The sequence below is a fragment of the Paenibacillus caseinilyticus genome (genome assembly GCF_027533645.1).
In the GTDB taxonomy this organism is placed as follows: Bacteria; Bacillota; Bacilli; order Paenibacillales; family NBRC-103111; genus Paenibacillus_G; species Paenibacillus_G caseinilyticus.
Map to the genome: position 1 here is coordinate 74,538 of NZ_JAQAGY010000003.1, position 20,719 is coordinate 95,256.

General features: G+C 60.1%; 18 protein-coding genes. 9 read left to right on the forward strand and 9 right to left on the reverse strand.

All coding sequences use genetic code 11. The annotated features are described in order from the left end of the window. Window positions 1-5 precede the first annotated feature (5 nt). Complete coding sequence (locus O9H32_RS05870) at window positions 6-944, forward strand: GGDEF domain-containing protein (protein ID WP_269864954.1); 939 nt, start codon at window positions 6-8, stop codon at window positions 942-944. A 392-nt stretch (window positions 945-1,336) separates the two neighbouring features. Here O9H32_RS05870 and lpdA read toward each other — a convergent pair whose 3' ends face one another. The 4 genes from lpdA to pdhA are packed head-to-tail and all read right to left on the reverse strand — an operon-like array spanning window position 1,337 to window position 6,273. Then, complete coding sequence (gene lpdA, locus O9H32_RS05875; RefSeq protein WP_269864955.1) at window positions 1,337-2,752, reverse strand: dihydrolipoyl dehydrogenase; 1,416 nt, start codon at window positions 2,750-2,752, stop codon at window positions 1,337-1,339. 6 nt (window positions 2,753-2,758) lie between these two features. After that, window positions 2,759-4,144: a dihydrolipoamide acetyltransferase family protein gene (locus O9H32_RS05880; protein WP_269864956.1), complete on the reverse strand. Its 1,386-nt coding sequence runs from the start codon at window positions 4,142-4,144 to the stop codon at window positions 2,759-2,761. Window positions 4,145-4,176: 32 nt separating this feature from the next. Next, window positions 4,177-5,157 carry an alpha-ketoacid dehydrogenase subunit beta gene (locus O9H32_RS05885; protein WP_269864957.1) on the reverse strand — a complete coding sequence of 327 codons (981 nt, stop codon included), beginning with the start codon at window positions 5,155-5,157 and terminating at the stop codon, window positions 4,177-4,179. Window positions 5,158-5,175: 18 nt separating this feature from the next. After that, on the reverse strand, window positions 5,176-6,273 hold the full coding sequence (pdhA, locus tag O9H32_RS05890) for a pyruvate dehydrogenase (acetyl-transferring) E1 component subunit alpha (protein ID WP_269864958.1): 1,098 nt from the start codon (window positions 6,271-6,273) through the stop codon (window positions 5,176-5,178). A gap of 252 nt (window positions 6,274-6,525) precedes the next feature. Between pdhA and O9H32_RS05895 the strand changes: the two genes are divergently transcribed. Then, the gene (locus tag O9H32_RS05895; protein WP_269864959.1) at window positions 6,526-7,254 is read left to right on the forward strand and encodes an alpha/beta hydrolase; all 729 of its coding nucleotides are present in this window, start codon (window positions 6,526-6,528) and stop codon (window positions 7,252-7,254) included. Window positions 7,255-7,433: 179 nt separating this feature from the next. Here the strand turns inward: O9H32_RS05895 and O9H32_RS05900 are convergent, their stop codons facing one another. The 4 genes from O9H32_RS05900 to O9H32_RS05915 form a co-directional block, all read right to left on the reverse strand. After that, window positions 7,434-7,619 (reverse strand): hypothetical protein, encoded by a 186-nt coding sequence (locus O9H32_RS05900; RefSeq protein ID WP_269864960.1) that lies wholly within the window; start codon window positions 7,617-7,619, stop codon window positions 7,434-7,436. A gap of 43 nt (window positions 7,620-7,662) precedes the next feature. After that, window positions 7,663-8,550, reverse strand: coding sequence for a lipoate--protein ligase family protein (locus O9H32_RS05905; protein ID WP_269864961.1), 888 nt, complete (start codon window positions 8,548-8,550; stop codon window positions 7,663-7,665). A 227-nt stretch (window positions 8,551-8,777) separates the two neighbouring features. Continuing rightward, a complete protein-coding gene (locus O9H32_RS05910) occupies window positions 8,778-9,392 on the reverse strand; it encodes a GDYXXLXY domain-containing protein (protein ID WP_269864962.1) in 615 nt (204 codons plus the stop codon). Beyond that, a complete protein-coding gene (locus tag O9H32_RS05915; protein WP_269864963.1) occupies window positions 9,382-10,611 on the reverse strand; it encodes a DUF2157 domain-containing protein in 1,230 nt (409 codons plus the stop codon). Before O9H32_RS05915 ends, O9H32_RS05910 begins: the two co-directional genes overlap by 11 nt. A gap of 279 nt (window positions 10,612-10,890) precedes the next feature. Between O9H32_RS05915 and O9H32_RS05920 the strand changes: the two genes are divergently transcribed. Next, window positions 10,891-11,961 carry a metallophosphoesterase family protein gene (locus tag O9H32_RS05920; RefSeq protein ID WP_269864964.1) on the forward strand — a complete coding sequence of 357 codons (1,071 nt, stop codon included), beginning with the start codon at window positions 10,891-10,893 and terminating at the stop codon, window positions 11,959-11,961. 235 nt (window positions 11,962-12,196) lie between these two features. On the opposite strand, the gene O9H32_RS05925 is transcribed toward O9H32_RS05920, so the two are convergent. Further along, window positions 12,197-13,024: an endo alpha-1,4 polygalactosaminidase gene (locus O9H32_RS05925; RefSeq protein WP_269864965.1), complete on the reverse strand. Its 828-nt coding sequence runs from the start codon at window positions 13,022-13,024 to the stop codon at window positions 12,197-12,199. Between the two features lie 137 nt (window positions 13,025-13,161). Between O9H32_RS05925 and O9H32_RS05930 the strand changes: the two genes are divergently transcribed. Genes O9H32_RS05930 through pelG form a run of 6 tightly spaced genes read left to right on the forward strand, consistent with a single transcriptional unit; the run spans window position 13,162 to window position 20,611 of the window. Continuing rightward, a complete protein-coding gene (locus tag O9H32_RS05930) occupies window positions 13,162-13,563 on the forward strand; it encodes a response regulator (RefSeq protein ID WP_269864966.1) in 402 nt (133 codons plus the stop codon). A 15-nt stretch (window positions 13,564-13,578) separates the two neighbouring features. Then, window positions 13,579-14,817, forward strand: a complete 1,239-nt coding sequence (locus tag O9H32_RS05935; RefSeq protein WP_269864967.1) for a hypothetical protein — start codon at window positions 13,579-13,581, stop codon at window positions 14,815-14,817. Then, window positions 14,814-15,920: a hypothetical protein gene (locus tag O9H32_RS05940; RefSeq protein ID WP_269864968.1), complete on the forward strand. Its 1,107-nt coding sequence runs from the start codon at window positions 14,814-14,816 to the stop codon at window positions 15,918-15,920. Before O9H32_RS05935 ends, O9H32_RS05940 begins: the two co-directional genes overlap by 4 nt. Continuing rightward, window positions 15,895-17,745 carry a DUF2194 domain-containing protein gene (locus tag O9H32_RS05945; protein WP_269864969.1) on the forward strand — a complete coding sequence of 617 codons (1,851 nt, stop codon included), beginning with the start codon at window positions 15,895-15,897 and terminating at the stop codon, window positions 17,743-17,745. Before O9H32_RS05940 ends, O9H32_RS05945 begins: the two co-directional genes overlap by 26 nt. Continuing rightward, window positions 17,742-19,166 carry a GT4 family glycosyltransferase PelF gene (gene pelF, locus O9H32_RS05950; protein ID WP_269864970.1) on the forward strand — a complete coding sequence of 475 codons (1,425 nt, stop codon included), beginning with the start codon at window positions 17,742-17,744 and terminating at the stop codon, window positions 19,164-19,166. Before O9H32_RS05945 ends, pelF begins: the two co-directional genes overlap by 4 nt. Then, window positions 19,154-20,611: an exopolysaccharide Pel transporter PelG gene (gene pelG, locus O9H32_RS05955; RefSeq protein WP_269864971.1), complete on the forward strand. Its 1,458-nt coding sequence runs from the start codon at window positions 19,154-19,156 to the stop codon at window positions 20,609-20,611. Before pelF ends, pelG begins: the two co-directional genes overlap by 13 nt. Window positions 20,612-20,719: the final 108 nt, after the last annotated feature.

Sequence of the window (20,719 nt, forward strand, 5' to 3'; positions counted from 1 at the left end):
TATGGATGGTCTTATTCTGGGGACTCGGCGTGCTGCCAATGGTTATCTATAATGCCTTAAGTACGGCCTTTTTCATCGGATCCTTTCTGTTTCTTCTCCAAAAACGTCCTACCCTCTGGGCACTCCTTCTCCACTTCGAGATCCGGCTGCACATGGTTCTCGCCTCCGTGATGGTAGGCTGGGGCACCGGGTTTCATTATTATTTCTTTATCCTGGTCTTCGCCACCTTCATGATTCCCATGTACGCTCGGGGGATGCGCGTCTTCCTGCTAGTATCCGACGTGGTGATTTACCTTCTGCTGTACACCTATACCGCTGTACCCCGGTATTCCATAGAACCCTTGTATATGGAGCTTCTCAACTTACATAACATCCTGCTGGTCACGATCACGATAGCCCTGCTCTCTTCGGTCTTCCACAAGCGGATTAACGAAACCGTCGGGGATCTCGAGAGTGCGGCCAGTACCGATCCGCTCACCGGGCTGCTCAACCGCAGATCGATGGTGGACAGGCTCGAGAGTGAACATGCCCGGTACCATACCCACGGAGTCCCTTACTGCATCCTCTTGTGCGATATCGACAATTTCAAAATGTTCAATGACCTGTACGGTCATGACTGCGGCGATTATGTGCTGCGCGAATGTGCCGACTCCATCCGGGCGCTGGTCCGTTCCGGCGACTCCGTATCGAGATGGGGCGGTGAAGAGTTCCTCATTCTCCTTCCCGATACCGGACAGGAAGAGGCTCATGGCATTGCCGAGCGAATCCGATCCCATCTCAGCCAGGCCGTTCATTCGTATAAAGAGCGAGAGCTGCGGATCACGCTGACCTTCGGTCTGTCCGCCTGCCAGCCCGCCGATGCATTGGCCGTATGCATCAACCGTGCGGACCAAGCCCTCATGAGCGGCAAACAGCAGGGGAAAAACTGTGTAGTCGGGCTCTGACCCGTAACGTTGCCGCTGTCCTGTCAGCTGCCTCCTGCCTTATTCCCTGTTCGGTGAACCAGGGGGTAAGGCAGTTCTTGTTGTCCCTGTACCTCCTAGCGCTTCTTCCCGCGAGACGGTACCCTGCGGTGCTGCCAGCCAGACTCCACTCTCCTTGGCTAGCTCGTAGCCCCCTTCCTTCATCCCGGACTCTTTCCCATTATCCATAGCTGCGAAATAGAGGCAGCCCCCGCCAGCATGATCGCTCCAGCCGACAACCGTGCTCTTCGAACCCGCGACCTGACTTGCACCGGCTCGTTGTGCTCCTAGCTTGGCTGGGCGCGCTATATTAAAAAAACCAGGATTCCAAGCGGTTCGCTTGAAATCCTGGCTATGGTCTTCGGGAAATAATCTTACTTGCCGAGCTGGTGAATCGGATGGCCGAGCGCGCCTTCAGCGGCGTCCATCGTGATTTCGCCCAGTGTAGGGTGGGCATGAATCGTGAGAGCGATATCCTCCAGGGTAGCGCCCATCTCGATGCCAAGTGTAATCTCCGCGATCAGGTTGGAGGCTTCGGCTCCTACAGCGAATCCGCCGACGAGAACGCCGGTGTCTTTGTTCGCGATGAGCTTCACGAAGCCGTCGGTCGCGTTCATCGACTGGGCACGGCCGTTGGCGCCGTAAGGGAACTTGCCCACTACGGTGTTGATGCCCTGCGCCTTCGCTTCGGTTTCGCTGAGGCCTACGCCGGCAATCTCCGGATCGGAGAAGACGACAGCCGGGATGACCTTGTAGTCTACAACGCTCGGCAGTCCAGCGATCGACTCTGCCGCTACTTTGGCTTCATAGGAAGCTTTGTGCGCCAGTGCCGGACCTGGAACGATATCACCGATCGCGTAGATGTGAGGCACGTTCGTCTGGCCCTTCTCGTTGACCTTGATCAGGCCGCGCTCGCCGATTTCGATCCCTGCGAGTTCGAGGGACAGATCGCCGTCGGTGTTCGGGCGGCGTCCGACCGTAACGAGGACATAGTCGGCCGTTACTTTCTTCTCTTCGCCTTTGACCGTGTACGTGACCGTTACGGAATCGCCGGACTGCTCGGAGCCCTGTGCCATCGCTTCCGTTACCACTTCCACTTCAAGCTTCTTGAGGTTGCGTGCCACGAGGGAGGACAGATCCTTCTCGAAGCCCGGCAGGATGTGGTCGGAGCCTTCGAGCACGGTTACCTTCGTACCGAACTTCGCGAACGTCTGGCCGAGCTCGATACCGATGTAGCCGCCGCCGATGACGACCATGCTCTTCGGAATCTCGCTGAGCTGCAGAGCTTCCGTCGAGGACAGGATGCGTCCACCGAACGGGAATGTCTTGAGCTCGATCGGACGGGAGCCGGTCGCGATGATGCAGTAGTTAAACTTGTAACGTGCCGTTTCGTTATCGTTGAAGACGCGGGCTTCATTCTCGTTGATGAACAGCGCCTCGCCGTTGAATACTTGAATCTTGTTGCCCTTGAGCAGCATGCCTACGCCGCCGGTCTGCTTCTTCACGATGCCGTTCTTCCACTCTTGGACCTTCGCGAAGTCGACGGATACGTTATCCGCCGAGATCCCGATGGAGGAGCTGTGCTTGGCTACCTCGTAATGGTGGGCTGCACTGATCAGCGCCTTGGATGGAATGCACCCGCGGTTCAAGCAGACGCCGCCGAGCTCGGCCTTGTCCACTATCAGTACGCTCTTGCCCAGCTGGGCGGCGCGGATGGCCGCCACGTAACCGCCGGGACCGGCACCAATGACGAGAACGTCAATTTCTACCGATGCGTCACCTACTACCATAGCGGATTACACCTCCATGATCAGCAGCTCAGGATCTGCGAGCAGCTGCTTGATGTAGTTCATAAAGTTCTGCGCCGTAGCGCCGTCGATAATACGGTGGTCGAAGCTCAGGGAGAGGGCCATGATCGGAGCGATCACAATCTCGCCGTTCTTCACGACAGGCTTCTCTGTGATGCGGCCGGTTCCGAGGATGGCCACTTCAGGGAAGTTGATGACCGGCGTGAAGAACATGCCGCCAGCCGAACCGATGTTGGTGATCGTCAGCGTGGAGCCCTTGAGTTCCGTCGGCCCGAGCTTGCCTTCGCGTCCGCGGGCAGCCAGGTCCTTGATGCTCGCTGCGATCGTCCAGATGTTTTTGCGGTCCGCATCCTGGATGACCGGCACGAGAAGGCCGTTATCCGTGTCGGTAGCGATACCGATGTTGTAGTACTTCTTGTAGACGATCTCCTGCTTCTCTTCGTCGATCATAGCGTTCATAACAGGGAACTGGCGTGCTGCTGCTACGAGAGCCTTCACGATGAACGGCAGGTACGTCAGCTTCATGCCTTTCTTCTCAGCCATCGCTTTGTTGGCACGGCCGCGCAGAGCCACGAGCTCCGTTACGTCGACTTCGTCCATCAGCGTAACGTGAGGAGCCGTGTACACGCTCTTCACCATCGCGTTCGCGATGGCCTTGCGGATACCTTTCAGCGGCACGCGCTCTTCGGTGCGGTCGCCGCTCACAGCTGCTGCTGCGGAGGCCGCCGGAGCGGATGATGCTGGAGCTGCCGTGCTTGCCGCAGGTGCTGCAGTAGCAGGAGCCGCTGCTGCGCCCGGCGTGAAGCCAAGCACGTCCTCGCGGGTGATGCGGCCGTTCTTGCCGGTCGCCGTCACTTCGGCGAGGCTCACGCCCTTCTCGCGGGCGAGTTTGCGCACGCTTGGGGTAGCCAGCACGCCGCTTGGCGTTACCGCAGGCTGGGCTGCCGCTGCAGGAGCGCCGCCTGCCATCGGCGTGTCGATCTTGCTGTTCGCGACGTTCGCCGCGATGGAGCTGCCGACCGGCTCGATGCCGCCCACAGCCGCTTCAGCTTCGGTCTTCGCTGCGGCCGGCGTTGCCGCCTCGGCTGCGCTTGGCGCTTCGCCATGGCCATGTGCCTGTTGAGGCACTTCGCCGGTAACTTCCATGATGGCGATGACGTCGCCAATCGTACAAACCGTGCCCTCGCCGACCTTAAGCTCGACGATGGTGCCTTCTACGGGAGAAGGAACTTCAACGGTGGATTTATCGTTTTGAACGTCCATCAGGATCGTTTCGTCATTGACTTTATCGCCGGCTTTTACATGCCACTTGACAATCTCGCCTTCGTGGATGCCTTCGCCCAGCTCCGGAAACCGGTACTCAAACTTTGCCATGGTCGCTCACCGTCCTTATTGATGACTTCGATTTAGAAATCCAGTACTTTGTTCAAGCCTGCGATGATCTTCGCCGCGTTAGGCAGCCACTGATCTTCGACTTGGGCGAACGGATACACCGTATCCGGCGGAGCCACACGCAGTACAGGCGCTTCCAGGTGAAGGATCGCCTTCTCGTTGATCTGCGCGATTACTTCTGCCGCGATACCCGAAGTCTTCTGTGCTTCCTGCACGACGATAGCGCGGTTCGTTTTCTTGATGGACTCGACGATCGTGTCGGTGTCGAGCGGCATCAGGGTACGCAGGTCGATGACTTCGACCTTCACGCCGCGGGTTTTCTCGATCTCTTCCGCAGCCTTGAGGGACGTATGAACCATCGCGCCGTACGTAATGATCGTAACGTCGGAGCCTTCGCGGACCACGTTCGCCTTGCCGATCGGCACAGTGTACTCGCCCTCAGGCACTTCGGCACGGAACGAACGGTACAAGTTAAGATGCTCCATGAAGAAGACCGGATCGTTGTCGCGGATCGCGGAGATCAGCAGGCCTTTCGCGTCGTAAGGGTTCGAAGGCACGACTACCTTGATCCCCGGCGTCTGTACCAGCAGACCCTCGAGCGGATCGGTATGCAGCTCGGCCGCTTTGACGCCGCCGCCGAACGGCGTACGGATCGTGATCGGCGCGTTGTACTTGCCTCCGGAACGGTAACGCATCCGGGCAGCCTGTACGGCGATCTGGTCGAAGGCTTCGTAGATGAAGCCGACGAACTGGATCTCCATGATCGGGCGGAAGCCCTGGGTCGCCATACCCACAGCCATACCGCCGATAGCGGCTTCGGCCAGCGGCGTATCGAATACGCGCTCTTCGCCGAATTCGCCTTGCAGGCCTTCCGTCGCACGAAATACGCCGCCTACCTTACCTACGTCCTCACCGAAAATTACCACGTTAGGATCACGCTGAAGCTCGACGCGCATCGCGTCTTTTATCGCTTGAATCATTGTCATTTGAGCCATGGCTGAATGTCCTCCCCTTTACGCTAAGTAATCCGCTTTTTGCTCTTCGAGATGCTGCGGTGTCGTTTCGAACATGGAATCGATCAGGCCAGGAACCGTCATTTTCTCGGTTGTTTCGGCCTTCTTGATCTGTTCTGCCACCGTGTTCTTCGCGTCTTCTACAACAGCCGCTTCTTCGGCTTCGCTCCACAGGCCCTTGTTCACCAGGAACGTGCGGAAACGGTTCAGCGGATCCTTCTGCTCCCATTCAGCCGTTTCTTCTTTCGTACGATACTTGGACGGGTCGTCGCCGGACATGGAATGCGGCAGGAAGCGGTACGTCAGGGCTTCGATCAGCGTCGCGCCTTCGCCATTGCGGCCGCGCTCGGCTGCATCTTGTACAGCCTTCACGACAGCAAGAATATCCATGCCGTCTACCTGTACGCCGGTGATGCCTGCGGCAACCGCTTTGTGCGCTACCGATTTGGCTGCCGTCTGCTTCGCGAACGGCGTCGTAATCGCATAGCCGTTGTTCTGAACCATGAAGATCGAAGGCAGCTTGAAGGCGCCTGCGAAGTTCAGCGCTTCGTAGAAGTCGCCCTCGGAGGACCCGCCGTCGCCCGTGTAAGTGATCGAGACGCGCTTCTCGCCCTTCTTCTTGAAGGCCATCGCTACGCCCATCGCATGCAGGTACTGCGCGCCGATGATGATTTGCGGCATAAGCACATGCACATCATCAGGAATCTGTCCGCCGTGCTGGTGTCCGCGGGAGTACAGGAACGCCTGGTACATCGGCAGGCCGTGCCATACGATCTGCGGCATGTCGCGGTAGCCCGGACAGATGAAATCGTCTTTATTGAGAGCGAACTCGGAACCGATCATCGTCGCTTCCTGGCCCGATACCGGCGCGTAGAAGCCGAGACGGCCTTGGCGCGTCAGGTTGACGGCGCGCTGGTCCCACGTGCGCGTGAAGACCATGCGGCGCATGAGCTCCTTCAGCTGCTCGTCGGAGAGCTTCGGCATCTCGTCCGGGTTCACGATCGTACCGTCAGTGCCGAGCACGGACAAAGGCTTTACTTCCTGCACTGCCACTACATATGACTTGTCTTGCACGCCCGCTACAGATGGCTTGCTCATAAGTATAGTCACCTCGAAGATAGAATTTGGAATTGAAGTTGGTGCTGAAGATCCTGCCCGGTGTGGAGAAAAGGAAAGAACTTCTGTTATAGTAGTATTATAAACCTGTTTTTGTGCAGAACACAAGAACTTACTTGAAAAATGCCGCATCCTTTCAGGTATATCATTGATACAGTTTTACAAAATAGATAGTACAGTTTCGCGAATTGTTAAGAAACTATTATAATACAACGGCCAAAGGAGATTTTTCCCATGGATGAAAACCTGTATCTCAAACGCACGATTGTCAAAGAACTGGTACCCTCCGCCTTCCTCGACGCCCCGAGGCCGCTGCGGATCTACCTCCCGCCCGGCTATAACGAGCTGCTCTCCTACCCGGTGGTCTACTGCCAGGATGGAGAGGATTTCTTTAATTTCGGGCGTATCGCCACAACCATGAACCGGCTGATCTATGACGACAACGTCGAACCGGCCATCATCGTGGGCGTGGACGTGGACAAATCCGTCCGTACCGCGGAATATGCGCCCGAGGGGGACCGCTTCGCCGCTTACTGCCGCTTCTTTGCGGAGGAGCTGCTGCCTTTCGTCGAAGAACGCTACCCCGTCCGAAGCTCCGCGGACGACCGGATCCTGGCCGGCGACTCCTTGGGAGGGACCGTCTCCCTTCATCTTGCCTTAGATTATCGTAGCCTGTTTTACCGGGTCCTATCCTTGTCTGGCGCATTTTTGGAGGGTACCCGAAGCCGCATAGAACAAGAACCGGATCTCTCCTGGCTGCAGATCGACATGGTGATCGGCACCGAAGAAACGGAGGTGACGACGGAGCGCGGCGCGTTCGATTTCCTGGAAGCCAACCGGCAGGCGCAGGGGCTCCTCGAGGCCAGGGGTGCCAAGCTGCATTATGAGGAAAAGCCGGGCCGCCATGTCTGGGGACTGTGGCAGCAAGAGCTGCCGGCTATGCTCAAGCGCATGATGGATTAGCCGACGCTCGCACCCGGGCACAAGCAACGCGAGGTATGTAGGCAGACAACGGCCCCCGGCACGTTGACTTAGAGGGCTTGCAGGCCTGTGGATAAAAGCGAGAAACAGCCCGGCCATCGATGGCCGGGCTGTTGTTGTATCGACAGAGCCATATGCTCACGCCAATGGCAGAGCGGCCTTCACTGAGCGTAATGGATGATGGAACGGCGCTGTTTTGCTTGCGGAGCGCCAACCCGTGCAGCGGTGCGGCATACGGAAGCGGGCGGCGGCTTCAGCCATGCCCCCCGGCAGTCCGCTTGCCGCGCGATCCCGTACCGCTTGCGAAGCTCCGCGGCCATCTCCCGCACGGCGGCCGCCTCCGGCATACGGAAGCGGGCGGAAGCTCACGCCATCCCTCCGGCAGTCCGCCTACCGCGCGATCCCGTACCGCTTGCGAAGCTCCGCGGCCATCTCCCGCACGGCGGCCGCCTCCGGCATACGGAAGCGGGCGGCGGCTTCAGCCATGCCCTCCGGCGTCTGCCGGGCGCGGATGACGCGCTTCACCGCTTCGGTGAAGCGCTCCGCCCCGCGGCCTGCCGGCTCGCCGGCGCCGAGGCCCGTAAGCTCCTGCAGCGAAGCCATGCTTCCCTCGGCCACGTCCGGATGGCCGAGACCCGCCCGGCCGGCGGCCGCGCGGTCGTAGAAGCCCCGGGCGAGCCGGGCCATCTCCGTGCCCGAGCCCTCCACAATGACGAAAGCCTGTACGACGTAAGCGTGCGCCTGCCTCCGCTGTGCGATGCCGCAGAATTTGCGCCCCCCGATAGAAAGATCGAAGTCACCCGGACAATAGGCTCCGAGGATCTCCCCTTTCTCCACGCGGCACCCGGTCTCCCGAAGCGCTTCGGCCAGGAGCAGGTACATCCGCTCAAAGTCATCGCGGAAGTCGATCTCCCCCGCCCGGCGCTTCGGCAGGATCAACGAGACGTTGACGACCCCCGGATCCAGCGGCACCGCGGCACCGCCCGAATTGCGCACGACGGCCGAATAGCCCTGCCCCTCTAACCAGGATGCGGCCTCCGCCGCTCCCGGCAGCCGCGAATCCCGCAGGCCCATGACGAAGCCCTTCGGATGCCGCCACAGGTGGCACAACGGGGCTCCCCCCTCACCTACGTGCCTGCACAGCAGCTCCTCCAGCGCGAAGTGATACAGCACATCGCTCTCCTGCAGCTCCTTCGTCCGGTCGAGGAGCAGCAGCTCCGGCCATCCGAGTCCCCCGTCTCCTCCTGCAGGCCGTTCATCCGCAAGCTCTTCTTTCATCCCATTTCCCGCCCTTTACACCAAGGTGCCCGGCTTAACCGCCTGCACGCTCGCTTTTTGTCCCCCATTGTACGAGGTGAAGGCCTTGCGATGCAAGACCCGGCCTGCTGTCCAGGCCATATAGCACAAAGAAGACCCTCTGCCGAGAGCCTTCCGTCCTGAGTCATTCCCTACCTGGTTCCTGTCTGCCCAGACGGTTCCATCTTGCTGCCGGGCTGAGCCGGGATTCAGGATTCCCGCTGGGAGGCCGCACCTTCCCCGCTCTGCAGCCCCTCGATGCTCTCGATCACCGGCTGCCCCCAAGGGGCCGACTTGACCCGGACCGTCAGATGAGCGGCCTGCTTCTCCAGTGCCTTCCCCGTTCCCTCCGGCACGTAATACCGCTCGATTCCGTAGCGGACGGAGAAGTTCTCATGAAAGCTCTCATTGAAGTTCTCATCAGAGCTGTTCCCATTGCCCTTCACCCAGCCGTACTGCACGATTCCCTTCAAAGCGGTCTCGCCTGCGGCAAGCGCAGGTTTCGACCTGTACGCCGCCACCGGCACCGAGATCCCGTCCGAGCCCGGCTTCACGACGACATAGGCTGTGTCTCCCCGCTTCGGCGGCTCTGCCTCTTTCCACAGAGTCCCCTCCAGCCGGCTGATCTCGTAGCTTAAGGTGACATAATCGCCGTAGAAGATATCCCTCGGATCGACCGGCACCGTACGAAGACGCAGTTCCTGGCCGTACCAGCCCACCGCATAGTAGGAGAGGGCGATTCCCGCGAGGACCAGCGCCTGCGCCGCGGTGAAGGCGATGATCCACAGCCGGCGCGCCCGGCCCTGCACCTTGTTAACCGGCATCGGAATCCCCTCCTTTCGCTTCGTCTAAGATTTGGTTCTTCCGCCGGTTGAGGAACCAGCCCAGTGCGAGCAGAATCAGTCCGCCCAGAATGAAGAACAGCGATTTGTCCATAAAGTCCCACGTCAGCTTGCCATAAGCCACCAGCGTGCTGCAGATGAAGAGCAGTGTGCCAAAATTGATTTTGAAACGGAATTCCTCCGCATAGCCCCTCCAGAGAACGTAGAAGGAAAAGAAGAATAGCGCGAGCAGGTACAATACTCCATGCCCGGAAGGAAGATACACGTAAGGCACGAGCAGTATCCACTCGAACGCGCTGGAGGCCCGATTCTGGCGGAATTTGCCTGCAAGCGACACCGCCAGTACCAGAATGAGCGCCGGCACGTAATACTGTGGCTCCGCCCTAAGCTCCTCCAGCATGCGGCCGTCCCATTCGGACTGGAACAGCGCCATGAAGACGGCAAAGCCGTAAGCGGCTGCCAGCGGGGCGGTCTGCAGCGCGTAGCCGCCCTCCCTTTGGCGCAGCCAGTCCCCCGCCGCATAGAGCGCCATGGCCGGAACGAACATCCAAAGGAAGGAGAGGTCTTCGGAGACGGCCCACATCAGCGAGTGCACCGTCCAGCTGAGAGCGCCGCACCACGTCAGCAGGGCGCTGTTCCACTTCATCACGGGCACATACAATGCGGCGGCCATCAAGAGGAAGGCCGCGTAGCTGAACCCGCTGAACTGCGACACGCTGTACCACTGGGCGATATCGAACAGCAGCAGGGCGAGAAGGGCGAGGTACCGGGAGCGGTACAAATAGGCAGCCGCAGCCCCCGCCAGAGCCCATAGTATGAACGAACCGGCGTGATGAGCGACGAGGTGGAACATCTGGCCGACGAGGATGATTCCTCCCCCGAACGTCATGACGCCAAGGCCGGCCAAGGCCGTAGCGAGCTTCTCCTGTCCCCGGCGGCGCAGTACTTCGGCCGATGTATAGAAGCCTCCCATGAACACCATAAGGATGAACAGCCTAAGCAGCTCCGGCAGCTCCTGCCAGTTCGCCGCAATGAAACTCAATATGCCGAGGCCGACGAGAATACTGCCCAATATGGGCAGCAAACCTGCGGCATGGCGTTTATCCTGATAGAGCGCCAGAATTCGGCTGGCCTGCTCCCTTGTGACGATCCCCTGCTCCACCCACTGCGGGGCTTCCTTCTCCACCCACTTGCGGCTCATGGTCCACTCACCTCTTGTCCCCTGCGCCTATGGAGAGGCGGCAGGCATCTTCTTGTTTTCAGTATATCCGCCGGCCTGATCAGTACCAAGTACTAACTTTCCCTAGTACCCCGCCAGCCGCCCCCGGGGGCGTGCTTTTCTGCTTGCTCCAAGACAAAGTTCCTAACCGAATTGCCCGTTTCCGGGCATCCCTCCTTATTTCTATTTACCCCGGCCTCCCTTATAATAATAAGTATTCCGTCCTCCCTGCAGGACGACCCGGAGGGATGAAGCTTTACCATGATATCCAGACGCCTCTTTGTCAAACAGATGCTTGCTTTCCTCGCTATGGCCGCCGGCAGCGGCGCCTCCGCGGTGCGCGTGTTCGGCCCGGGCTCCGAAAAGGATACCGTTCCTCACGCAGAAGCCGCCGGCGCTCCTGCGGAAGACCCCGCCGGGCCTTCCCAGCCGCTCCTGTCCCTGTTCCTGCTCAGCGACCTCCATCTCTCGGCTGTCGATCCGTCCATGGCGGATAAGCTTCACCTGGCTCTTCAGGATATCACCGGCTTCGATTCCAAAGTGGATGCGATCATACTCGGGGGCGACCTGACCGATTTCGGGCGTACCATCGAATACGAGCAGCTGCGCAAAGTGCTCGGCAGCTACAAGCTGCCTCCCGTATACGGCAATATGGGCAACCACGATTACTACGATGTCTGGCTGACGCCCGAGGGCGCTTTCTCTACCGAAACAGTGCCGAACGGCAAGACCGATGCCATGGCCCGCGCGCGGTTCCAGCAGTTTTTCGGCGGCCAGCCGAAGCCTCACCGGGACGTATGGATCGGGGGCAACCACCTGATCCTGCTGTCCCAAGAGGCGTATGTGCAGGAGCGCCCCGATGTCGGCGAAGGGGCCTGGTATTCCGACGAGCAGCTCGCCTGGTTCGAGGAAGTGATGAAGACGCACACGTACAGCCAGCCGGCCTTTGTCTTCATCCATCAGCCGCTGCCGGATCCCGGTATGGACGGGGGGACCCACCGCCTGATCCGGGCCAAGCGCTTCCGCGAGATTCTGGCGCCTTATCCCAATGTATTCGTCTTCTCGGGTCATACGCACCGGAATTTCATCGGGGAGGATCATTATAACCGGCAGAATACGTTCCACTGGTTCACCAACGCCTCCGTCGGCAAAACGCGGGCCAAGCCGGGCGGAGCGCCCGGCTCCCAAGTCCAGGGGATGCACGTGCAGCTCTTCTCGGATCAAGTCGTGGTCAGAGGCCGGGAATTCACGAACCGAAGCTGGATCGACGGCGCCTCGTGGACCGTCCCCCTGTCCCGGCCCGGGGTCCCCGCAGCCCAGTCCAAAGCTTAAGGCCCAAGGGTCCCGCTCCCCCATGCGTTTCACCGCCGCCCCGAACGGGTAATGAACCGGTTGGAGAGATCGAGCGCGATCGTAGTGCGGTCCGGCATAGACGGATATCCAAATAAGCCAAGAGAACAAGCCCGAACCGCGGACTGCTATCTTGGCTTATGGCGCGGGCGGGCCCGAAGGAGACCCTTGCCCGCTAGTACGCTGTCACATCTGCTAACTTTTAACTCCTCTTGCTTCATTTCATCTTGTCATAACTTGAAGAGGTCTCGAGATGGATGAACTGCAGCTTGGCCGCTTCCTTCGCATCCCCCGCCTTCGACCTGGACGAGACGGCGAATACCGCAAGACCTTTGCTCTGGTACTGGCGGACAAGCTCCACGCGCTTGGCTGTCCACTCATCCTGGCGCCACTCTCCGCGCCAATCCTCCCACAGGAAGCCCTGGATGTACGGAGCCGCGAGCGGAAGCGAGTCGAAAGCGCGGTTCTGGATCAGTGACAAACCGGCGAAACGGGTGTGAATCTCGCCCAGGAAGGTTACATAGGCCTTGCGCATTTGCTCTCTTGTGAGCCGATCCGGTATATATTCGTCAATATCTCCGACCGTGTCCAGGAAGAGGACAGGGAATCCTTTGTCCACCATGAGGCCGATTTCATCCAAGAGCACCTTGCGGTATGCCGGCTGCCGCAGATCCATCAGATAGGAATCCCAAGCTTTGAAATGGACGCGTGCCCCGTTCCGGAGCAAAAAATGCCCGGGCTTCAACTGATCCATCCGTATGCGGTTCCAAGCCGGCGATTCCATTACGCTCAGGTAGGCGGCGGGCAGCGTACCCGCTTTTTTCAGTGCGGCAATCTGTACAGACGTATAGTGCTGGGGCTCTATCACCGCCATCCCGTACTTCCGCAGGGAGGCCAGTGCGGACGCCGTCGGCTCCGCGTAGTAGATCTGATACGTTTTGATCTGCTGCAGAGGGCCCTTGGCCTGCGCCAGGCCGTTCCACAGCTGGAAGAATGCGGTCCCCACACACAAGGCAGTGACAGCGGCAAGTCCTTTGAACTTCATGGCGGTTCCTTCTTTCAGGTAGTTTACGGATAAGGGCGGCCGCCGTTATCAATATTATAGAGTGAACAATCTTGTTCGCTGCGGTGAAGGGAGCTGTGCACACCGCACAGATTCATTGGGATAAGGAGGGCATACGTATGAACCGTTTGGCCCTGATTGACGACGATACCGTGCTGCTGTCCGTCCTTAAGGAAGTGTTCGAGCTTCGCGGCTTGCAGGTAACGGCGTACAGCGACCCCCTCCTGGCACGCGAGGAGCTCCCTGCCGATCCGCCTCACGCCGTTCTTACCGATGGTCTGATGCCGGGTCTTGACGGCTTCGAGCTCTGCCAACAACTGCGCGGGATGGAGGGCTTCGGACGCACCCCTATCTTCATTATGAGCGCCAAGCATTCCATCGCCGAATTGTCCAAGGCCATGATGGCGGGCGCGGACGAATATATCGTGAAGCCCTTCCCGCCCGAAGAGCTTCTGAAGAAGCTGATCTCCACCTACGACAAAAAGAACAACCCCGTCCGAATCAAATCCGGCGAAGGGTAATGGAGGAATCCCCCTTTGATCTACACACAGGAACGCCGATGGATTCCCTGGGTGGAGCTTGCCGCCCTGTTCCTCTTGCTTGCGGCGGCATCGTACGGAGGGCCGGTCCGCTTCACGGCATGGACCCCCAATCCGCTCTTGTTCGCGGTCCTCTACTTTGCCCTGCGCTACGGCACCCGGCTCGGCCTGCCTGCGGCGGCGGGAGCCGCCTTGCTCCATCTCTGGGAGTACAGCCGGTCGGGCCGGGATCCGTACTTCCTCTTCAACCAGTGGAGCGAATACCAGTGGCTGGCCGTATATGCCGGGCTGGCTCTCTTCGTCGGGCATTACTCCTCCAACCAGCGCTACCGGTACCGCAGACTCGCCGAAGAGCATGAAGACCTCCAGGACCGGATGGAGACAATGGAGAAAAGCTACAGCGATCTCACGCGGGTCAAGGACGCGTTGGAGAACCGGATCGTGGGAGCCCAAGAGAGCTTGTTCACCCTCTACAAGATGGCCAGGGCCTTGGACTCCGACGACCCGGAGATGATCTTCACCGACGCGGTCCGTCTGTTCCGCGAATTGATCCATGCCGAGTCCGTCGTCATCTACCGGATCGATCCGACCGGGAAGGTGCTGCGCCTGAAGGTAACGTACGGCACCCATCCGGGGGACTATCCCGGATCCGTGTTTCTGGAGAATCCCTCCTTGTACCGCCGCGTGTGCGAGAGCCGGCTCATCCAGCTGCGGGACGCTGCCGATCCCCCGGAAGACCCGCTGATGGCAGGTCCCATCCTGGGGGAAGAAGAGGAGCTTATAGGCATTATCGGCCTGAGCGGGCTTGATTTTAAGACACTGAATAAAGCCACCGTGGATCTGTTCAAACTCATCCTCGTCTGGATGGGCGAGAGCTGTGTCAAAGCCTTCCGCGAAACCGCCAAGCGGAGGGGGGAACGCTACTTCCCGGACACCCTGATCCTGCGGCCCGAAGCATTCTACAACCGGCTCGAAGAGGAGACGCTGCGGGCCTCCGATTTCTCGCAGAAGTTCACGCTCTTCCAGCTGCCGATCGACTTCGAAGGGATCGAGACGGATGAAGCCCTGCTGGAGATCGACGGACTGCTGCGCCACACCTTGAGGAGCGACGATGTCTTAAGCTACGACGCCTTCCGCCGGGAGCTCCTGTTCCTGCTTCCGGCCACCGCGCCCGAGCTCCGGGAGCAGATCGAAGCGCGGATCCGAGGGCGGTTCGGGAAGGGAAGCCTCTCATGAAACGCACCCGTTCCTCCCTGCACCGCGATCTCCCGCCATCGGCGCCCGGCGCCGCCCTGTTCCTGCTCGCCGCCGGCGTCCTGGATGCGCTGCAGACCATCTCGCTGCCCTGGGTCCTGGATCCCCCAGGGCACCCGGGCGCGTCATCCTGGGCGTGGGCCGCGGTGCTGGGGGGGCATCTGCTGTTGTGCGCCGCCGTCTATGTCTCTTTCCAAATCTCACCCTACCGGGTGCACGACCGCGTCAGCCTCCAATGGATCTACACCCTCGGCCTGTTCCTGCCGGGAGCCGGCCTGCTGTGCGGCGGAGTGATCGTATCCGCGCTGTGGCTGACCCGCTACGACGACGATTTCTCCCGCGAATATGAGAATTATGTCTACCATGTGCCGGACTCGCTGGAATCGTTCCACGTGAATGTGCAGCAGCAGACCGCTCTGGTTCCCTTCCGCGAAATTCTGCTCGGGGGAGCCTATGGCACGAAGAAAGAAGCGATGTTCTCGCTTCTCCAATACGAGGGGGGCAATAAGGCGGTTCTGTTCCAGGAGGCGCTCCGCGACGAGGATCCGGAGGTCGTCCACTATGCGGCAGCCACGCTGAACTATCTCAACGAACAATTCATACGGGAGATCCAGCAGGGAAGCCAGGAGCTGCAGGCCGACGAAACCTCGCTCCCCTCGTGGAAGGCCCTGCTCGAAACCTACGTCCGCTATCTCGACTCGCGGCTGCTTCAGGGCGAGCTTGCTCTGGAAGTCCGTACCGCTTTGAAGCAGCTGATCCGCCGGGGAAGCGAGCGGTTCCCCTCCGAACCGTTCTTCACCGAGAAGCAGTGCTACGCGGCCCGGTCCGAAGGCGACTATGCCTTGGCCGACGCGCTCGCCCGCTCTCTGGAAACTACGGCCGAATACCGCTACGTCGCCTATCTCGCCGCGGCCGAGCGCCTGTATCACGAAGGCCGCTTCGAGGAGCTTCGCCGGCTCGCGGCGGACTGGTGGGACAGCGGCGTAACGATTCCCGAAGCATACCAATCCGCCGTCAGGCTGTGGAAGGAGATGAAAGAGACCGGTGTTCCGCAAACGGATGATACTCAGCCTCGTTATCGTTAGCGGGCTTCTGCTGGGCGGGCTTCTGCAAGTGGCGCGTTCCCCTTACTGGAACTTCTTCTCCGGAGACAGCCGCTACACGGAGACGGAATTTGCACTCGGGAACTCCTCCGGGGAGAACGCCGGCGCCGTCCCCGCGGAAGGAGAACCGCTGCGTCTTCTTCTCTTCAGCGCTCCCGGCGATACCGAAGGCCAGCATGTGAAGGCTAACCTTATCGAAGCGCTCGACCTGGCCAAGCTCCCATGGGAAGATATGGCCGCAGAGAAGCTCCCGGCCCTCGTGCCGAACCCATGGCAGGTCTTGGTCCTCACCGGCCAGAATAACGAGGCGCTGGATACCGCCGCCCTGACCCGCTATGTGGACCGCGGCGGCCGGCTGGCTGTCCTGACCCGCTTCTATGATCCCCGCCTGAACGAATTGTTCGGCATCCGGGAGAACCGGGGGTTCCTGCAGGGGACGGTCCAAGGGATCACCTCGGTGAAGCCGCTCTTTCCCGGTTACCCGGACCTGCCCTCGACCTCCCTCATGTTCTCCCATTCGATGATGGATGTGTTGCTGCTGCCGGGAAGCAAAGTGTACTTAACCGCAGGCGGCGTGCCCCTGCTGTGGACCAGCGGGTTCGGAGATGGCCGGGTGGTGTTCTGGAACTCCACGGCGGGTGTCCAAAAAACGGGCCGGGGCCTCCTCGTCCACTCCCTGGGACTCGCTGCGGACAGCCTCGTGACCGCGCAGGCGGGCATCCGCACTCTGGAGATCGACGATTTCCCTTCCCCGCCCCCTGAAGCGACCAATCCCCTCGTGAGGCAGGAATACGGCCTGAGTACGAAAGACTTCTACGAGCGGATCTGGTGGGCGGATCTGAGCCGCTTCGCCATCAAGTACGGATGGAAGTACACCGGCCTGATGATCGGCACCTACGACAGCCGGACGGCACCTCCGCTGCCTCCGCTCACCGGCGAGAATCCGGAGACCGTCCGCTTCTTCGGCTCCCGGCTTCTGAAGCTGGGCGGCGAGCTTGGCCTGCACGGATACAATCATCAGCCGCTCGTTACGCCGGAGGAGCCTCTTCCCTCCTCCCTCCAGTATGTTCCCTGGCCTAACCGGGAGGCCATGGGGGAAGGACTGGTCCGTTTGACCGCCGTCGCCGGTTCTTATTTTCCGTCCCATGACCTGCGAACCTACGTCCCCCCTTCCAATATCATGGGACCGGAAGGCAAGATGGCATTGGCCGAAGCGGTGCCTTCCGTCGGCATCATCGCTTCCCTCTATTCCGTTGAGGGAGCGGACCCCGGCTTCCTGGAACAGGAGTTCGGGGAAGATCCCGACCATAAACGGTTCTACGACTATCCGCGGATTACTTCGGGGTATTTGCTCAGTGAGGAGGACCTGTTCTTCCAGACAGACGCCATCGCCAACTTCGGACTCGTCAACCACTTTGTCCATCCGGACGATGTACTCGACGAACAGCGCTCCCAGGGCCGCGGCTGGTCCTTCCTCAGCCGCAAGTTCGAGGATTGGATGGGTCAGCTGACGCAGGCGTACCCCTATCTCCAGCCGCTGACCGTGCGCGATGCCGTCAAGAAACTGACCTTGTACCAGAACAGCCGCATTCAAACCCGGTACGGCCCGGGAAGCATTACAATCCTGGCGGAGGATACGCCTCTTCCCGCCGTCTACACGCTGCGGCTGCCGGCAGGCCAGACCCCGGACCTGCCGCAGGAGCAGGGTACGGTGCTCTCCTGGGAACCGGCTTCCGGGCTCTGGCGGATTGAAGCGAAGCAGGCAGCCCTCCGGATCAAGCTGAAGGACGGAGGAACGACACCATGAAGATCGCTCTGATCGTGGAGGGCAGCTATCCTTACGTCTACGGCGGCGTTGCGAGCTGGGTCCAAATGCTCGTCACCACGCTTCGGGAGCATGAGTTCGAGATCATCGCCATCTCCTCCTCCCGCCGGGAGATTGGCGAGCCCCAATACAAGATGCCGGTGAACGTTTCGGGGGTCCACGACGTATTCATTATGGATTACTTGGACTTGACGGAAGGCAGAGGACCGCGTCTGAGCCGGGAAGAAGCCCGCCTGTGCCTGGACTGGTTCGCCTTCAAGGAAGGCTCGGAGGGGGCACTGCCGGTGATTGCCGACCCCGCGCGGCTCGGCAATCCTATCTCCTTCCTGAAGAGCGAAGCCTTCTGGGACCTTCTCGTGGAGTCCTACCGGCAGGAGATGCCGACGAAGTCGTTCAACGCTTACTTTTGGACATGGCGCTCGATGTACCTGCCCGCCATCTTCCTGCTGCAGCAGGAGTATCCTCAAGCGGACGTCTATCACGCGGTATCCACCGGGTATGCCGGCCTGATCGCGTCCTTCCTGCGGCAGAAGCACGGTACGCCCTTCCTCTTGACGGAGCACGGCGTATATGCGCGCGAACGCGAAGAGGAGATCCTGCAGTCCGCCTGGGTCGAACCCGGCTTCAAGCAGCGCTGGATCGATTACTTCTATCACCTGTCCCAAGGCGCCTACCGGACCGCAGACCGCACGATCGCCCTCTACGGAGGGACACAGAACATTCAGCGGGACCTCGGCGTGCCGGCGGAACGCTCCCTGATCGTCCCGAACGGGGTCGATTATGAGCCGCTCTCCCAGCTTCCCTGCCGGAGCAGCGAACCGGGCATGACCATCGTCTTCGCCGCCATCGTGCGGCTCGTGCCGATCAAGGACGTGAAGACCCTGCTGTATGCCGCCCGCCTCGCTTCCCGGCAGATTCCGGACATGGAGCTCTGGATTATGGGCCCGACGGACGAGGATCCCGATTACTACCGGGAATGCCTGGCACTTGCGAAGCATCTCGGCCTGGAAGCCATCGTGACCTTCACCGGCAAGGTGCGGATCGCCGAGCGGCTGCCCCAGGTGGATGTGCTGCTGCTCAGTTCCATCAGCGAAGGACAGCCCCTGGCCGTGCTCGAAGGCATGGCTGCCGGCATTCCCTGGATCTGTACCGACGTAGGCAGCTGCAGGGAACTGCTCGAAGGCAGGGACGAGCATGATGCAGGGATCGCGGGCTATGTCGTCCCGCCGGTGAATCCGGCGGCGATGGCGCAGCGGATGGTGCAGCTGTACGAATATCCGGAGGAGCGGAGCTATATGGGACAAGTCGGACGCCGGCGGGTAGAGGCTAACTACCAGATCGGCCATTTTATCGGCATGTATCGCAAGCTGTACCGGGAGGCGGTGGACGGATGGCCGGAATAGGATTCAAGCTGCAGAAGCTCTTCCGCGAGGACTATGCCTCGCTTCAAATGAAGGCCTATGCCTACGCCTCCTTCATAGCGGCCGGGCCGTGGCTGATCTCCGTGCTGACCGTCGCGGTCATCAGCCATCTGATCCGCGAATACGCCGGACTCGGCGAGCTCGAATCCCAGCTCTTCGTCGTGACGGTATCGTACTGCTTCATCTTCTCCCAGATTCTGTCCGGCGGCTGGCAGCTGGTCGTCACCCGCTTCCTGGCGGATCACTTCTATCTCGGTAAGCTGGACATCATCACGCCCGTGTTCACCGGCATCTCCCGTCTGGTTCTGGCGGTATCGGCAGCCGCCTCCGTCTGCTTCTACTGGAACTCCCCGCTTCCCTTCAGCTATAAGCTGGTCTCGACGGTGCTGTTCCTGACGATCGGACAGATCTGGCTGTCGATGGTGTTCCTCTCCGCGGCCAAAAACTATAAGGCCATCTCCTGGGCCTTTGTGGGAGGAAGCGTGCTCTCCATTGCCTTCGTGCTGCTCCTGCTCCGGTACCCGCTGCCCTTTGCCGTCCACCGGGAAGCTTCGAATATGCTGCTCGGCTTCACGTTCGGCATGCTCATCACCCTTTGTATGCTGGCCGTAGTGCTGCTGCGCACCTTTCCATCCAGAAGGATGGAGAATCCCTACGGATTTTTGCATTACGCGGACAAATTCCCTTCCCTGCTCGTCATCGGCTTCAGCTATAACCTCGGCGTCTGGATGGACAATATCCTGATCTGGTTCGGCCCGGCAAGCGTAACGGTAGAGGATACGTTCCGCTTCACACCGGTATACGACAATGCGGTATTCCTGTCCTATCTTACGGTCATTCCCTCTCTGGTGCTCTTCGTCGTGTCGGTGGAGACCCGGTTCTATGACAAATACCGTAGGTTCTACGGATATATCATGAACGGCGGCACGCTGGAGATGATCCTGCGGGCCAAGACGCGGATGGTCGAGGTGCTCTGGCACGAAATGATCCGGATGACCAAGCTGCAGGGCATCATCACCCTGTTCCTGATCCTGGTCTCCCGGTATCTGCTGAGCGCCTTGGGCTACGACTCCCTGACCGTCGAGATCTTCCGCATCTACAGTCTCGGGGCCATGGGGAGTACGCTCATGCTCACCCTGATCTTGATGATGCTGTACTTCGAAGACCGCCGGGGAGCCTTGACCGCCTCTCTGCTCTTCTTCTCGCTGAACAGCCTGTTCACGGCCGGCGTGCTGCCGCCGGGGCTGGATTATTACGGATTCAATTATTTTCTGGCCTCCTCCATCGCCCTTGCTTACAGCGCATGGAGACTGCTCGGCTTTCTTCACCGGATCGAAGTGCAGACCTTCGTCAGCCAAGGCCTGCTGGAGCGCAGCCCCAGGGGATTCTTCACCCGTCTCGGGGAGAAGGCCCATCACTGGTTTTAAGACGCCTGTCCATCCCAAAAACCTCTTCTCTTCCGGATTCGGTCCATGTACCCGGAGAAAAGAGGTTTTTTTGGCAGGCTTGTAGGAAATTAGAGGAATTTGTCGAAT

What these genes read in the sequence shown, in the direction of transcription:
- O9H32_RS05870 (WP_269864954.1), top strand. Translation starts at nt 6, where the DNA reads ATGGTCTTATTCTGGGGACTCGGCGTGCTGCCAATGGTTATCTATAAT.
- lpdA (WP_269864955.1), bottom strand. Translation starts at nt 2,752, where the DNA reads ATGGTAGTAGGTGACGCATCGGTAGAAATTGACGTTCTCGTCATTGGT.
- O9H32_RS05880 (WP_269864956.1), bottom strand. Translation starts at nt 4,144, where the DNA reads ATGGCAAAGTTTGAGTACCGGTTTCCGGAGCTGGGCGAAGGCATCCAC.
- O9H32_RS05885 (WP_269864957.1), bottom strand. Translation starts at nt 5,157, where the DNA reads ATGGCTCAAATGACAATGATTCAAGCGATAAAAGACGCGATGCGCGTC.
- pdhA (WP_269864958.1), bottom strand. Translation starts at nt 6,273, where the DNA reads ATGAGCAAGCCATCTGTAGCGGGCGTGCAAGACAAGTCATATGTAGTG.
- O9H32_RS05895 (WP_269864959.1), top strand. Translation starts at nt 6,526, where the DNA reads ATGGATGAAAACCTGTATCTCAAACGCACGATTGTCAAAGAACTGGTA.
- O9H32_RS05900 (WP_269864960.1), bottom strand. Translation starts at nt 7,619, where the DNA reads ATGCCGGAGGCGGCCGCCGTGCGGGAGATGGCCGCGGAGCTTCGCAAG.
- O9H32_RS05905 (WP_269864961.1), bottom strand. Translation starts at nt 8,550, where the DNA reads ATGAAAGAAGAGCTTGCGGATGAACGGCCTGCAGGAGGAGACGGGGGA.
- O9H32_RS05910 (WP_269864962.1), bottom strand. Translation starts at nt 9,392, where the DNA reads ATGCCGGTTAACAAGGTGCAGGGCCGGGCGCGCCGGCTGTGGATCATC.
- O9H32_RS05915 (WP_269864963.1), bottom strand. Translation starts at nt 10,611, where the DNA reads ATGAGCCGCAAGTGGGTGGAGAAGGAAGCCCCGCAGTGGGTGGAGCAG.
- O9H32_RS05920 (WP_269864964.1), top strand. Translation starts at nt 10,891, where the DNA reads ATGATATCCAGACGCCTCTTTGTCAAACAGATGCTTGCTTTCCTCGCT.
- O9H32_RS05925 (WP_269864965.1), bottom strand. Translation starts at nt 13,024, where the DNA reads ATGAAGTTCAAAGGACTTGCCGCTGTCACTGCCTTGTGTGTGGGGACC.
- O9H32_RS05930 (WP_269864966.1), top strand. Translation starts at nt 13,162, where the DNA reads ATGAACCGTTTGGCCCTGATTGACGACGATACCGTGCTGCTGTCCGTC.
- O9H32_RS05940 (WP_269864968.1), top strand. Translation starts at nt 14,814, where the DNA reads ATGAAACGCACCCGTTCCTCCCTGCACCGCGATCTCCCGCCATCGGCG.
- O9H32_RS05945 (WP_269864969.1), top strand. Translation starts at nt 15,895, where the DNA reads ATGATACTCAGCCTCGTTATCGTTAGCGGGCTTCTGCTGGGCGGGCTT.
- pelF (WP_269864970.1), top strand. Translation starts at nt 17,742, where the DNA reads ATGAAGATCGCTCTGATCGTGGAGGGCAGCTATCCTTACGTCTACGGC.
- pelG (WP_269864971.1), top strand. Translation starts at nt 19,154, where the DNA reads ATGGCCGGAATAGGATTCAAGCTGCAGAAGCTCTTCCGCGAGGACTAT.